Origin of the sequence: Weissella oryzae SG25 (genome assembly GCF_000691805.2) — a bacterium.
Classification (GTDB): domain Bacteria; phylum Bacillota; class Bacilli; order Lactobacillales; family Lactobacillaceae; genus Weissella; species Weissella oryzae.
This window is the reverse complement of sequence record NZ_DF820487.1, coordinates 24,942-41,340: the sequence shown is the minus strand read 5'-3', so window position 1 is coordinate 41,340 and position 16,399 is coordinate 24,942. Positions and strand designations below refer to the sequence as shown.

Here is a 16,399-nt window from a genome sequence, read left to right as displayed (position 1 = left end):
TAATTCTAATTAAATATTTTGAACCTGGGCTGAAATTTTTCGGTTCTCAAGATCTTTAGATTCACCAAACAAAACCAAAGTATGGCCAATTGTTTGTACTACTTGAATATCACTGTTTTCCTCAATAAAATTCTTTGCTTCAGCTACTTCAACATCAGAATTTTGAAGAATCGCTACCTTAAACAATTCACGTTTATCAATGGCACTTGCCAATTGATCTAACCAATTTTCGGTTAGTCCTTGCTTACCAATATTAAATAGTGGGCGCATCGCGTGTGCCTCAGCCCGTAAAAAGCGTTTTTGTTTGCCGCGTAAAGTAATCATTAAATCATTGCCTTTCTAATTAAAACGGAAACCCCTTCAGGGGCCCACCCGGCGATTACAACATTTGCCGGTACAGTAATCCAACCAAGCCCATCAATCACAAGATCTGACTTTTCGGTAATCTTATACTCATGTCGAACTAACTTTGGCAAACTTGCCAAGTTTTCAGTTGTTGGTGGTGCTAGTAGTTCACCAGCATGCTTAGCATAAAATGCATCCGCATTTTCTGATTTTGTCCGATGAATCATCAAATTATTTTCAAAATAAGTCGTAATTCCAGTCCGTGGACCTTGGATATAATCAAAACGAGCAAGTGCCCCGAAAAATAAGCTTTGCTCATCGTTTAATTGATAAGTTCGTGGCTTAATTTCTTTTTGTGGCGCTACATACTTTAAATCTTGCGCAGTTAAGTAATGCGCAATTTGATCTTGGTGAATAATTCCTGGTGTATCAATGATAAAAGTTTCATCATCAAAAGGAATTTCGATACGGTCTAAAGTAGTACCCGGGAAGCGCGATGTAGTAATTACATCCTTTTTCTCACCAGTTACATACTTGATAATTTGATTGATTAAAGTTGACTTTCCGACATTAGTCACACCAACTACGTAGACTGACCGTCCCTTACGGTATTTTTCAATTAATGCCAATAAAGCTGGTACATCAGCCCCACTCTTTCCTGAGGTTAAGGCAATATCCATTGGTCGTAAACCAGCAATATTTGCCTGTTGACGAATCCAATCTTTAATCTTTGATTGTTTCAAAGACTTTGGTAGAATATCAATCTTATTACCAACCAATAAGATTGGATTATCACCAACAAAACGATGTAATCCAGGAATCAAAGAACCTGAAAAATCAAAAACATCAACAACATACACTACCAAAGAATCGGTCGCTGAAATTTGGGTTAGCATCCGGCGGAAATCATCATCCGTTAAAGAAACCGGCTGAATTTCGTTATAATTACGTAAACGGAAGCAACGTTGATCCAAAACCTCACCATTTTCTAGGCCTTTAATCAAAGCTGACATGGGTGTATACCCAGCTGCCGTCTTATCAGTTGTTTGAATTAGAGCACCACAGCCAATACAGCGTAGCCCTTCATCAAGATATTTTTGTACTTCTAACTCACTAATCAAGCTCATTCCTCCAAGTTAAATCTGGGTTTGCTGCTAACATTGCTTTTTTTATTCCTTTTTCAAAAAAGCGATTGATTTGGGTATTCCACTGATCGGTTTCAATCAATGGTTTAACTAAAATCGAGCGAATCCCATAGTTATGGGCAGACCATACATCCGTTATTAATTGATCACCAACCATTACAACTTCTGATTTTTTTAGGCCTAGTTCTTTTACTGCCGCATTCAAGCCACGTACCATCGGTTTTAATGCCCGGGCAACGAATGGTAAGTTTAATGGATTAGCTACGCGCTTAATCCGACTAGCAGAATTATTTGAAACAATCATTACTGGTATACCGGCCTTACGCATTGCGTGTAGCCATTCATGTAATTCGCTAGTGCCATCTGGGTTATTCCAGGCAATTAAGGTGTTATCTAAGTCAGTTAAAACTGCTTTAATTCCTTGTGACTTCAGCTGTTCGGGGGTCAACTTGTAAATGGCTGTCACCATCCAAGTTGGTGTAAACTTGTCAGTCATGCACACTCTTCCTTTATAATTTGTCTCTTATATTATACGCAAATTATCTTACAAACACAAAGTAAAACAAACCAAATAAAAACTATCACTTTCACATCTTTTCCTAGGTCGCCTTAAAGACGCAACTAAGTTCATTTTTTGTGAAATGATAGTTTTGCTTTAAATTATTTAAGCTTCGTTATATTCTTTATGGCCCACTTTTTCTTCACCAAGTGCCACAAAATCATAAGATAATTTTGAATTACGGTCAAATTCAGCAATTGCATACTCAATAATTGCATCAATCAACTTTGTGTATGACAATCCTGAAACTTCCCACATTTGTGGGTACAAAGAAATATTTGTAAAGCCAGGTAAAGTATTTGGTTCCCCTAAGTATGGTACGCCATCGGCATCAAGCATAAAGTCCATCCGCGTTAAACCGACCAAGCCCAAAGCTTTATAGGCATCCAAGGCCATTTGAGTAATTTCTGCTGCTAAAGCTGGCTCCAAAATTGCGGGTAACTCAAAGGTCATACCAGAGGCATCAACGAACTTATTCTCATAATCATACCAACCATCTTTATCTGGTAGCACAATTCCACCAATCTTTGATGCGCGTGGTTGCTCATTACCCAAGATGGAAATAAAGACTTCGCGTGGTTGGTTTAAGCCAGCTTCGACCAATACCTTGTAATCATATTGGAAAGCATCGGCTAATCCCTTTTGATATTCCTGTTCATTAGTTACTCGATGAATTCCGACCGAAGACCCCTGCTTGGCAGCCTTAACAAAGAGCACCTCAGTCCCTAACTCTGCTACTAATGTTTCATAGCTATAAGCATCCTTATTTTGATCCGTCAAAAGGACGTACTGAGTATTACGAATACCAGCTTGGTTCAAAATACGCTTGGTCAAATCTTTATCAAATGATAGCGCTGATGCTGCGGTACCTGCACCAATAAAAGGTTTTTGTAGGATTCTAAACAAAGCTTGTAATGTTCCATCTTCGCCTAGATTACCGTGTACAACCGGATAGAATAAATCAATATCTTTCATCTCAGCTAAGGCAGCAATTGGTGCCAATGGGTCGTGCAAATCAACTTCGGCCATTGCTGCACTAACTAACGGATCCTCATCAGCCCCTTCAAATACCGCCCAAGAAAGGTCCTTACCCATAAGGTAACCAGCTTTAGAAATTAAAAACACCGTTACATTGTACCGGTCTTTATCCATTGCATCGTAGATATTACGAGCAGAACGCTTTGAAACATCATGTTCTGAAGAATTTCCACCAAAAAATAGAGCAATATTTAATTTTTCTGACATTGTTTAGCTCCTGTCAATTCGATTTTGTCTTAGCCTTTAGTATAGCATACAATTCGCCTGACTTGTGTATATAAACCAATAGGCCTTCCCAAGTAAAAATACCCGTCTGCAAAGCGCAAACGGATATTTTTAAACTTATTATTTAAAACGACACACTAATCAATTTACACTGCGCATTTCATCGCAATTTTTTAGTCGTCCTCTGCTTTCTTCTTACGCCGCTTAGCTGCAATCATCCAGCAAGAACCGGCCGCAACTGCTACCGCAGCCTCAGCTGCAATTGTTGCATCTTTTTGCAGATCGTCGGTCTTACCAAGATTCTCCTGACCTACAGCCTTAGTAAGCTTATGGTCAGTATTATCAGAGCTCGTTGCGACTTTGCTTGCTGAATTAGCCGAACTAGCCGCTTCATTTGCAGCGGAGCTAGTTTGTGCTGCGGTACTAGTCGTAACGGTTGCACTTGCATTTCCCTTACCTAGATGAAGCAGTTTCAAAGCTTCGACCCAAATTCGATGTCCACTTGATTCACTGATAATTCCAGCTTCCGCCACTGGCGTTTGTGAATTCACCTCAGTTACTGCCGGTGCTTTCCCACTATCGTCATTGGTAGCTAGACTATCGCTTACTCCTACATTACTACTCATTGAATTGCTACTAGTCTGCGTACTTGATGTGTTTGCATCACTCGTACTCGTCGTTGGAGCCGCATTTGACTGAGCGGCTGAATCACTTTGCGCTAGCGCAAAAGCACTAGTCAAAGCAGTACTTGTCGCTGAAGCAAGTGTGTCAAGTGCGCTAGTGGCAGCAGCGGCGGCACTTGCCACAGTACTGTCAGCACTCGCAGCAATGGCACTGGCATTTGAAACAACCGCAGCAGCCGAACTTACCAAGGCACCGTAACTAAGTTCTGCGGCACTATCACCAGCTGCCAAAGCACTAGCAGTAGCACTTTGGGCACTCGCTACAATTTGAGCCGCTGAATCTGCTAGGTTAGCCGCTGACATTGCAACACTCGCGGCGCTAGTGGCAATACTAGTAGCGCTGGTCAACGTGTTTTCAGCTGTCTGCGCTAGACTCAAAGCAACATTGGCAGTATTTGCAGCGCTACTTGCAATGCTATTCAAACTTGCAAAACCACTATCCGTTGGATAAGCATTTGTTAATGAACTAATTGTTGCGGTTGCCTGATTAGCAACACTGGCTGCTGATCTAGCGGCAACTGCATTGGCAGTCGCCACATTGCTCTGGTCCACCATACTGTTAGCTAAGCTATTAGCTGTTACGGCGGCTAAGCTGGCCGTGCTATTGGCCGCCGTTGTACCAGCAATCGCATTCGCATTTGTCAACGAATTGGCAACTGAACCAGCACTCGTGGCAACAAATGCGGCTGAATTGGCAATATCTGTGGCTGAGGTTACAACCGTAGCCGCGCTAGCAAGTTACTCGTAGCAACACTATTCGCACTCGCCGCAATACTAGAAGCATTATTTGCAACTTGGGCGGCACTCAAAGCAATTGCATATTCACCATTTGAAGTTGCAATTGCCGCCACGCTATTAGCGCTGGCTGCCACACTCGCTGCTGACTCAGCAATCACAGTCGCTGAATTAGCGACTGATGCGGCACTAGTTGCGCTGGTCAAAGCAGTCCCTACAACATTGGCGGCTGAACTAGCAACTTGTGCGGCTGAATTGGCTACTAAAGCAGCTGAGCTGGCAGCGTCAGCCGCACTGGCCAAGCTACTATCATTTGGATAAAGGATTGCATCCGAAAGTACAGTTTGTGCGGTTTCACTTGCTTGGGTTGCAGCCGTGCTAGCTGCTGCAGCTTGTGAAACCGTACTTACACTAATCGTTGTTGCATTGGTAACCGTTGAGTTAGCTGTATCAGCTGCGGCTGAGGCCGCACTAACAGCAGTCGAAGCATTGAGATAAGTATCATTGATTGCCAATGATTCTGCGACTAGCGCTGCACTATTTGTGGCTACCATTGCACTGCTTGCCGCGGCTAAGTCACCATCTGTAGCATAACTAGCAACTGTTTGCGCCAAACTAACGGTTGCACTTGCCGCTAAACTCAAAGCTGTATCGGTTGGATAAGTTGTTGCCTGACTTGCGGCCACCCCAGCTTTAATCTGTGCAAGCGATGTATCACTGGCCAAAATGTTCGCAGTTTCTGATGCTGCTGCCGCTAAGGCACTCTGCGCTAAGGCTGAGGCCGAAGTTGCCCCCGCCGCTGCATTCGCAACTGTTGTAACTACACTTTGTGCAAAGACGACATCAGCAGCCACTTGACTGGTTGCTTGAATTGCTACACTTTGTGCGCTAGCGGCTGAACTAGCATTACCAGCTACGGCATAGCTTTGTGCCGCAGCCGAAGCACTATCAGCAATACTTGCCTGTACTGTTGCATCACTAGCGGCTGAACTAATCAAAGCGCTGCCACTCGATACTGCCTGTACCGCACTATTTGCGTCAGCCGTTGCCGAAGAAACTGCTTGAGCTAATGAAGCTATGACCGTATCATCGGGCACGATGGCCGCTTGGCTAGCAAGTTCACTGCCAATCACCGCTGTTAGGCTGGCCGCACTATTGGCTGTATCACCCATAGAACTAGCAGCCGCTGCGTAATTATTTACCATCGCGGCATTACTATCCGCATTGTAGACGACACTAGTTTGCGTAGCATCAATGGCGGCCATCGAATCCGCAAGACTAGCAGCCTGTTGAGCTGCACTGGCTGCACTGCTTGCAACACTCGCTGCATAGCTAACCAAAACCAAAGCGTTGCTTGCTGCAACGGCGGCACTACTTGCCGTACTTGCCGCAGAGCTAATCAAAGCAGCATCGCTGCTAGCAGCCGCAGAATTGCCAGCTGCTAAATCACTAAGCAAAGTTTTTTCACCACTGTTAGCAATATCAGCCGCACTATTGGCCAACTGCGCCATTGAATTTGCGGTATCAACTGCTGTACTTACTGCATTCGCGGCGCTATTTGCCACTGCATTGGCACTAACGGCCGTTGCAGCGACTGATGATAGGCTGAAATCAACTGGATAGGCACTTGCATCAGCCACTGCTGTCGAAGCTGCCGTATTAGCCAAGGTCACACTACTATCCATGTCACTGACCAAACTACTAGTGGCCGTTGTAATTGTATTGACAGCATTAGTGGCATTACTTGCCGTATTCACATTTGCACTTACAATACTCGTCAACTCACTTGTTGCTAATGAGTTTGCCAAACTCAAAGCACTACTGGTTTCGCTGGCTAATGAACTGGCCACCACAGCCAAACTATTAGCAACTGCATTAGCATCTGAGGCAGTACTTAATTCACTACTGGTCATATTTGCATAACTAGTTGCAATTACCGCTGCACTTGAAGCTGAGGCCGTATCACCCGCATTGGCATAACTATCAGCCAAACTTGCCGCACTATTCGCTAAGCTAGCATCTAGTTGTGCATTTGAAGTAGCTAAAGTAGCCGTGCTGGCAGCACTATTTGCTAAACTTGTCGCTGAATCGGCCAGGGCCTCATCCCCTGTCACCAAATTGGTTAGTGAGGTCAAACTTGCATTATCACTGTAGTCATTTGCAATTGAGGTCACATCATTAGCGTTTGAAGTAACCAGCTGGGCAGCACTACTTGTTGCATTAGCGGCATCAACTGCTGTGCTAGCCAGCTGATTGGTAACTGTTGCATTGCTCGTTGCTTGGTCAGCTGCTTGCATTGCCTGACTAGCTAAGAATGAGTTGGCGACACTATCGGCAAGACTGGCAGCACTGGTTGCCACACTAGTTGCTGACGTCAAAGCAATTGCGGCTGAACTTGCTGTACTTAAAGCACTTGATGCTAGTGCATTATCACTGATGGCTGCATCTGCGTAACTATTCGCATTGGCCGCTGCGCTTGAAGCAGCCTGATTATCCCCAGCCGCCACGAAACTTGCAGCTTGTGCAGCGGCAGAACTTGCATTGGCTGCTGCCGTATCAGCTGCTAGAGCGGCAGAATTAGCAACGCTATCAGCTGTCATAATTGTGTCTGTTGCACTGTTTACGATGCTATTAGCGCTAGTTGCATCACTAGCTGCACTTGCAAGCAGACTATTATCTGGTAGATTTGTCACCTGTGATAAGGCATCGCTGGTCGCTAAACTAGCGCTGGCATTCTCATCCACAGCCGTACTTGTAATTGCATCAACATTCGTTGCCGTTACACTAGCATTTTGGGCATTATCCGCAGCTGTACTTGCAAGCACATCTGCCATCGACACTGCATAACTGCCAGCCAAGGAAGCGGTCGTATCTTGGGCTGCCGCCGCCACAACTGCTGTACTACTTGCAACACTAGCGGCGCTTTGTGCTAATGAATTAGCACTACTTGCCAAAGCATTAGCGGTGTCAGCAGTAGCAGCTGCGCTTTGTGCCACACTTGCCAAGGAAGCCGTAACAACACTCGCACTCTGGGCTAATGAGTTAGCATTACTTGCAGCAGCACTGGCTAGCGTTGCTGCGGTGCTATCAGTTAGGTTAGCACTGGCTTGATTAGCTAAACTAGCTGCATTGCTTACCGCAGCACTAACCGCCGTATTCAAACTATCGGCTGCACTGGTGGCACTACTTGCCTCCTCAATTGCGCTACTTACCACGCCTGCTTCTGCACTAGCAACACTAGCCGCACTACTTGCCAAACTAGCACTACTATTCGCAGTATTTGCGGCACTAACCGCAATCGCTGCCGCATCAGCCAAGCTAGTATCCGCTGGATAAGCACTAGCAATACTCAGGGCCGTGCTAGCAGCCTGGCTCGTGATGACTTGGGCACTAGCTGCCTGCGAACTATTGATTCCTGCCACACTAGCGGCGCTATTGGCAGTATTAGTTAGGTTGGCTGCCGTATCAGCTTGACTAGCCGCTTGACTAACTAAAATTGCATTAGCGGTTGTGTTAGCTGAATCAATTGCGCTTGCTGCACTCGCAACAACACTAGTTGCACTACTAATTATCGCTGTGGCCGTCGTAGCAAGACTCACAGCCGAGCTGGCCTCGCTAGCCGCTAATGAAGCCACGCTTGCTGCACTAACTGCTACGATAGTTGCACTTGATGCAACATTACTTGCGCTGGCCAAGGTAGCTGAATCTAGCGTGGCCTGTGCGTTGGCGGCGCTGATTGCTGTCGAATCGCCGGTCGTGGTTGCACTAGTCAAAGCGCTATTACCACTTAAGACTGCTAAATAGGCACTATCAACCACATCAGTTGCTGAACTCAAAATAGCATTAGCGCTACTTGCAACATCTGCGGCACTGCTTGCAATCATTGAATCACTACTTGCAACACTATTGGCCAAATCAGCTTGCTGAGCAGCTGAACTAGCTTGTACTGCGGCCGTGCTTGCTTGTTGCGCAATCACACTTGCAACGCTAGCCGTTGAAGCCAAACTAGTATTAGCTGGATTATTCGCGGCAATCGTACTAATCGTGTTAGCTGTATTAACCACGCTACTTGCCAATAAACTTGTTGCTAGGGCATTTGAATCAGCAACCGTTGCGTGGCTTTGATTAGTATCAGCAGCCACAGAAGTTACATCAACTGCACTCACTGCAGTTGAATTGGCCTGCGAACCTGCCAGTGAATTAGCTACGGTTGTTGCACTATTTGCCAGCGCACTATCACCAGTCGCTGCCGCAGTTGAAGCAGCTGCAATTTCAGCTGCAATCAATGATTGGGTCAAACTATCATTAACTGAAGTCGCCAGGCTTTGCAACGTGTTAGCCGTACTAATCGCAACCGTTGCATTCGACTGGGCAGCTGATGCCAAACTTGTAATTCCACTGGCACTATTTGAAATGGCAATTGCCAAACTTTGCGCAGCTGCTAAATCACTATTAACAGTCGCTGTATCGCCCGCAATTGCCGCACTCTGGGCATCACTTGCATAAGTGGCCATTTGTGCTTGCATACTTGCTACGCTCGTACCGTCAGTCCAAGCCGTTAAGGAACTAAGCGTTGCCGTATCCGTATAACTACTTGTAGCCGTTGCGGCAACATCGGCCAAACTATTGGCGGTACTAGCCGTTGCCGTAAAGTCACTATTAAGACTAGTGGCTGATGCAATTAAACTATTGGCACTTGTTGCTGTACTTGCAGCCGAATTTACAGCCCCACTCAATGCTAAGGCAGCCGCGGCTAAACTATCAGCTGTGTTTATATTTGCCGTAATACTATTTGCCAAAGATTGTACCTGCGCAGCTGATGCTAAGTTAAGCGCTAAAGGACCGATTAATGAATCAGCGACGCTGGTTGCACTTGTAGCAGTCACATTAGCCGAACTAAGGGTTACAGTTGCATCACTTGCTACGTTTGCAGCTGAACTGGCTCCACTCAAATCATTCAAAGCGTTATTAGCATAACTTGCCGCTACTTGTGCCGCACTAGCGGCTTGATTTGCATCACCTAAGCTTGCATAACTGCTTGCCAGTACCGCGGCGCTGTTAGCAGCACTCGCAGCATTGGTTGCATCAATGGCATAACTACTTGCAATTGCATTGGCAGAATTTGCCAGTGTCAAAGCCGTATCAGCTACCTGTGCAGCACTCGTTGCCACACTTGCTGCACTGGCAATTGAAGCATTATTGCTACCATAAAGGCTAGCGGCACTAGCCAAAGAATTAGCTAAAGAATCGGTAACACTGGCAGTACTCTTAGCCGTTGTTACATCTGCGGCTATCGAACTAGCCAGCAGATTTGTTGCTGGTGCGGCACTGCTTGCTAGGCTGGCCGCACTAGATGCAGCCACGGCGGCTGAGTCTCCACTAGCCAAAATTGTTGCCTGACTTTGCGCACCAGCAGCCACAGTACTAGCACTTGTAGCAACCAACATAGCGCTATTTGCTAGGCCAGCGGTGCTACTTGCCAAACTATCATCAGTCGCGATTGTGGTTGCATAACTTGTGATTGCACTAGCATAACTACTTGCAGCTAATACATCACCAGCAGCCAAAGCACTACTTAATGCTAACGATGTCGTATTAATCGCAGCTGATAAGCTTGCAGTTGCACTTGATGCGCTCGCAATTAAGCTTGCAGCGCTGGCAACTGTGCTTAATGCGCTGGCGGTTGTACTTGCCGCACTCACGGTCTTTGCTGCTAATGAAGCTAAGTTCGCATCAGTTGGATAAGCATTGGCATAATCACTAACAACCGTATTGGCTGAATTAGTAGCCATATTAGCGTTACTAATAACTGTATTAGCATTTGCCACTGCACCACTAGCACTGTTCAAATCAGTATTGGCCTGACTAACAACAGTCAAAGCAGCGCTCGTAGTGCTATTAGTATCAAGTGTTGTCTTTAGCAAGGTAATTGCGGTTGAATTTTGCATCACCACAGCATTAGCTGAACTTGCCGCACTGGCGGCACTGTTAGCTTGTGCTAAGGCGCTACCGGCCACAGCTGAATCACTCAGCGCCAAGGTTGCATATGATGCAGCCGCACTGGCAGCACTAGCTGCGTCTACATTGTCCCCTGTATTCGCATAACTAGCCGTTAAGCTAGCCGCACTTTGCGCAAGGCTGGCCAGCACACTGGCGGCATTACTTACCAACGTTATCATACTTGCATTGTTTGGATATGCGGTTGCCACGATACTAGCGGCTAAATTAGTATTATCTGTGCTAGCATCCATGCTAGCGGTACTTTGATTAACACCGGCTAACTGACTTGCATTTGAACTTGCCGCACTCGCCGCACTGGTTGCACTCGTTGCGGCTGTATTGGCACTGGCCCGTAATTGCACACCATAGGCAATATTACTTGCCTGGCTACTTGCATCAAGCATTGCACTATTTGCCAAACTAGCAGCGCTAGCGGCAATACTTTCTTGACTGTTGGCAATTATCAAATCAGCACTAGCAATGCTTGCATATGATGCCGCCAGCGAAGCGCTAATTGCTGCTGATGAATTTGACCCAGCATTAGCTTGATTTTGTGCTGCTAGCGCATAAGATTGTGCCATCGAGGCCGCACTTGATGCGTCTAAGTAAGCACTAGTAGCCTGACTACTTGCCCCACTAGCCACTGTCTTAGCACTCTTAGTAGTTGCTAAGTCACCAGCGATACTGCTAGCAGCTTGGGCCATGCTTACATTCGCTGGATTTTGCGCCACAATACTGTTAACCAGACTGGCATAACTACTTGTGTTAGTTGATGCAGCGCTGGCCACTGTCAAATCGCTCTTAGCACTCGAAGCGACAACGCTCGTAGCGCTTGCCGCAGATCTAGCCAATGATGCACTTGATCCAGCAGCACTCGCACTCAAAACGCCTGCTGCCAATGAGGCCGCTGATGTTTGATCATCATTTGCGGCAGTCTGCGCCCAAGTTGAAACTACATCATTTGCAATAATCCATGCAAAATTCAAGGTGAAAACATTCAACTGGCTAGCGACCAAGGAAGCATCCGCCGACGCCGCTACTTGAGCCAAAGAAGCATCTGAATAATCACCAATTGCGGCATAACTTAATGCAGCGGCGGTGTCTGACGCAACTGCTGATGAGGCTGTCACCACATTACCAGCATAGCCAATTTCAGTGTTAACCATTGAAGCTGTATTGCTGGCATTTGAAACAGCATTTTGGGCCAGACTGGCAGTTGAACTGGCAATGTTGGCCAATAGACTATTAGTTGGATAGGCCGCGGCTTCTGATACGGCAACGCTAGCAATCGAAACTGCTAGTGAAGCCGAACTATTAGCTGCACTCGCCTTTGTTGATAACGAAGTATAAACCGACGCTGCTGATTGGGTTGCAACCGCAACCGAAGCATTACTACTATCAGCCAAAGCGGCAGCGGACATTGCATTGGTATAATTCCAAGCCTGCGAAGTTGCCAAACTAGCTACGATTGCCAAGCTAGCCGTGGTACTTGTCGCGTTTGAAACAGTTGCCACCAAACTATTGGCGGAATTTAAGGCCGAACTCATCAGGACTGCATACGATGAAGCGGCCGCAATGTTATTAGCGGCTAAGGCTGATGATTCTAAATTAGCTAATGAAGTGAAGATTGCATATGAAGGTGACGTTGAACCATTACTAATCGCATTAGCGGCTGAACTAGCCGTTGCAGCGGCAACTGCGGCGGCAGAAGCAGCACTAACAGTTAGGTTATACAAGCTATTTACCGCAGTATTGGCGGCCAGAATACTTACATTTGAGTCAGTTGCCACAACGCTTGTTGCTGTGCTGACAGCTAAACTAGCCGTCGAAGGTGTATAACCCGCCAAAGCTTGCAAAATATTAGCCGTACTTGAAATGTAGTTATTAGCCACTGTGGCATTACTTGCGGCCATACTCGTTAATGATGCTTCTGAACTAGCTGCATTGACGATGTTTTTCATTGAATTCATCGCTTGTGCAGCCGCATTAGCAGCACTGGCATTTGAAACCGCGGTATTCAAAGTGTTGACTGCGGTTGAAATCGTTGCGGCCATGGCACTTACGCTCGCAGCTGAAAGCACCGCCAAAGATGCAGCAATTGAAGTCGCAGAACTTTGTGAACTCAAAGCGGACGCAGCACTAGCAGCCCCACTTAGATTACCAGCAACCACCATACTTAAAGCATTGCTAGCCGTTGTAGACGCTGCCAGGACATCAACAATTGCCAAGCTTTCATAATAGGTTGCATTAGACATTTGCTTAACAGCCGTACTTACAGCTGCGCTCGCACTTGAAGCCAAAGCAACATCAGAATTGGTTGCCGCTGACATTGAACCAACCGCCGTGTTATAAGCAGCTAAAGAACTGATGTTTGTCGCTGCGGAAGACAGGGCTGTGTTATTTGATGCTACCATTGCTGAAGTTACTGCCATGCTGCTAATAGCAGCATTGGCCGAGCTCGTCAATGAACTTGCGTATGATTTGAAATAATCTGAAGTAGCTGTATAAGACATTAATGTGGTCGTAGAAGCTGCCAGTGAGGCCGCCGAACTTCCAACTAACATTGCTGAACTTGCAACAGCCTCAGCACTAATTGCTGTTGATACAGCCAGGCTGTAAGCGAGTGCGGCTGATGAAGCCTGACTAGCCGCTGTAACTGCACCACTGTTGTTATCACTAGTATTATGTGCCGCTGCAAGAATTGCCGCACTGGTCATACTATCAACCGCCGCTGCTAATGATGATGCTGTAGCAATTGCTGAGCTAGCTTGGCTGGCGGCGCTAGCAGTTGTACTAGCAGCACTATTAGCTAGGCTTGTTTGGGTTATAACCACTGCATTCTCACTTGCTAAAGCTTGGTCACTAGGCCAAGCTGCTGCATAAGAAGCCGCTGACTTAGCATTTGAGTTAGCTTGACTAGCATTGGTACTCGTCACTAAGTTCTGTGAACTTACCAAACTAACAGCACTATTATCTGCAGCGCTTGAATTGGCAAAGTTAGTGAAGGCTTGGCTTTGGGCGGTCATCGCCGTTGACATCGTTGCTGCATTGGTTGTCACATAGGCAGCCGTAGCCGTAGCGCTTGATGCCTGAGCTAATGATCCAACATAAGCAGCCACATAACTACTAGCAGTCGTTGCGTAACTGTTTGCTGCAACGTTATAACTTGAAGCCACAACAGTATAACTTGCTGCATTAGCAATATCTTGAATCGCTAGCGAAGTTTGTGCAGTTACAACTGCTACCGCTGAACTAGCTAAAGCAGTATTCCCCGCTTGCGCGTAACTATTAGCGATATTTTGAGCACTATCCGCAATACTAGCAGCCACTGAAGCCGCCGAAGATTGACCACTCGCTTGTGAAGCGGCACTCGCTGCCGCACTATTCATTGCAGCTGCGGCTGAAATTGCGGCCGTAGCGGAAGTTAATTTAGCAGTGATTGCTGCCAAAGAAGCCGTCATACTCGTGATAACTGTTGCATCAGAAGCCACCACCCCACTAGCAGTATTCCAAGTTAATCCACCATAATAAGCAGTTTTATCATTACCAGCAATTGCGGCACTAGCAGCCGCAACTGCGGCGGACATTGAATTGACAGCAGCGACCATACTAGCAATTTGACTATTCGCTGTTGATTGCGCATTTAAAGTAGCCACGGCTGAACTGGCCGCCGCAGCGGCACTAGCAGCATAAGCCACCGCACTGGCCGCTTGGTTTGCAGCCGAATTAGCGGCCGCATCAGCCGAAATAGTATAAGTGACAATAATTGTGTTGTTAGCTGCGGTTGCGGCAGAACTAGTAATATTATTTTGTACCGTAGTGGCCGTAGCCGCAGCAAAGGTATATCCTGCAATGCTTGGCGCTGCATAATCATAGGCATCACCAGCTGTCGGCGTTAAGTCACCATTTACGACGCGAACCGTATCTCCAATGTTTGCTGTAATTGTTGCAGGGGCTGCAATCTGATTTCCATTTGCATCAACATAGTTGACCGCAACTGGACTAGTTCCCTTAGTTGCCGAGATTGTCCCTGGGGTATAGCTGTACGAAACAGACGCAATTGTGCCCCCATCGGCCACTGCCGCCAACGTCATGGTCTTATAAACCGTGACATTTGTTTGGGTAATCGTAATTGGCGTACCAGCCAAACCGGTCACCGCATTGATTGGTGTCACAGTATAAACTAGCGTGCCAGTCACAGTTCCGTCAGCATTAACCTTAGTTGGCGTCCAGGTGACACTGATTAATTCTTTAACTATATAAGAACTACCAGATTGGACACCGTAATCACCGGTAGCTGAGCCAACATATTGGCTACTAGTTGGCGCTGCATTGGTGGTCATCGCGGTTCCCACTAATGAGCCACTTGCATTTGTGGTCCGAATAACTGCATTAGCAGCATTGGCATAAGTAAAGAGGGTTGCACCATCCATTGCACCTAAATAAGCATCATGCCCAATGAAAACAGCATCAGCCATGCCGCCAATTCCATAACCACCGGCTTGCGGATAGGTCACCGTTGCGGTTATCTGTGCACCAACTGAATTATTAGCCACATTACTGGCAATTTCACTCGCTGTTTCTGGGACCAAAACAAACCCAAAGCCATTTCCATATGATGAAGCCTGGTTCGTAGTAGCGGTAAACGTCCCTGAAAATGATGCAGCAGATGTCATATCAATTGCACTATTTTGAACAACATAGTCCATTTGATTTGATGATGCGCTGCTCAACATCTGCACCGTCCCATCAGCCGCACTGCTCGTAGTAGTTACTGTTGAACTACTAACGGTTGTTGTATTACTCGACAGCGCATTAGCAGCATAAGAAGAATTCGCAGCCGCTGAAGAATTGCTTGTACCTGGCGTAATAATTTGTTCACCCGCCGGCGCAACCGACGCATTGGAACTCACTGCGACACTACTGCTAGCACTGACTGCTGAACTCGCCTGTGACGAACTTACGCTACTACCCGAACTGACTGCACTCGCCGCCGAATTAGTATCTACGGTTGGTGGCGTTGTATCTGCTGATGCAGTTGGTGTTGTAATTGTTAACATGCCGACCGCTGCCATGGGTAACAAAGCGGAAGCATACAACCAATGCTTCCCCTTTTTCCAGGCTCTAAAATGGGTGTGTTTGAAAATATCTTTATGAATTAACGCTTGAACTTTTGGATTATCTTTCATTGAGGGTGCCTCTTTCTCTCATTAACGCTCTCATTTGAAACTTTTTTGCAAATTTAAATGCAAAATATATACCTTGTAATTATATACCACAAAACAATTTCCGGGGAATTTCAAAACTCAAATCCTGATAAATCAATTGATACTTTGGATTTAACCATTTATATAAAAATATAAAAGGTATTATAATTATCTATATTAATTAATTAATATTTGCTTCGTAAAATACTACTTATCGGATTTTTAAATCAGTTGTTTTAAATGATTAAAAACCTGCCTAAGCTAGTAAAACACTTGCTAATTGATATAGCGCTTACATCACCAACTTAAAAAGCTTTAAAGGCAAAATCCACTTAAAAACCTGTATGGTTGAATTCAGGAAAAGACAAACAATTTATACAAAACAATTTTTTCATGCCAAGGATTTAAAATATTCAAGTAATATACTCAAATTTCAAATCCTTACTATTTTGTGTCACTTTT

General features: G+C 45.8%; 6 protein-coding genes. All 6 read right to left on the bottom strand.

Going from position 1 to position 16,399, the window contains the following annotated elements:
* Window positions 1-9: 9 nt before the first annotated feature.
* Window positions 10-324 (bottom strand): ribosome assembly RNA-binding protein YhbY, encoded by a 315-nt coding sequence (gene yhbY, locus TT13_RS03370; protein WP_027698683.1) that lies wholly within the window; start codon window positions 322-324, stop codon window positions 10-12.
* Window positions 324-1,466 (bottom strand): ribosome biogenesis GTPase YqeH, encoded by a 1,143-nt coding sequence (gene yqeH, locus TT13_RS03365; RefSeq protein WP_045476564.1) that lies wholly within the window; start codon window positions 1,464-1,466, stop codon window positions 324-326. The genes yhbY and yqeH overlap by 1 nt, the downstream gene beginning before the upstream one ends.
* Entirely contained in the window at window positions 1,459-1,986 is a 528-nt protein-coding gene (locus TT13_RS03360) for a YqeG family HAD IIIA-type phosphatase (RefSeq protein WP_027698681.1), read from the bottom strand. Before TT13_RS03360 ends, yqeH begins: the two co-directional genes overlap by 8 nt.
* A gap of 168 nt (window positions 1,987-2,154) precedes the next feature.
* The gene (locus TT13_RS03355; RefSeq protein ID WP_027698680.1) at window positions 2,155-3,294 is read right to left on the bottom strand and encodes a D-alanine--D-alanine ligase family protein; all 1,140 of its coding nucleotides are present in this window, start codon (window positions 3,292-3,294) and stop codon (window positions 2,155-2,157) included.
* A 191-nt stretch (window positions 3,295-3,485) separates the two neighbouring features.
* On the bottom strand, window positions 3,486-4,640 hold the full coding sequence (locus TT13_RS03350) for a hypothetical protein (protein ID WP_027698679.1): 1,155 nt from the start codon (window positions 4,638-4,640) through the stop codon (window positions 3,486-3,488).
* Between the two features lie 68 nt (window positions 4,641-4,708).
* Window positions 4,709-15,919 (bottom strand): beta strand repeat-containing protein, encoded by an 11,211-nt coding sequence (locus tag TT13_RS03345; protein ID WP_027698678.1) that lies wholly within the window; start codon window positions 15,917-15,919, stop codon window positions 4,709-4,711.
* Between the last annotated feature and the right edge of the window lie 480 nt (window positions 15,920-16,399).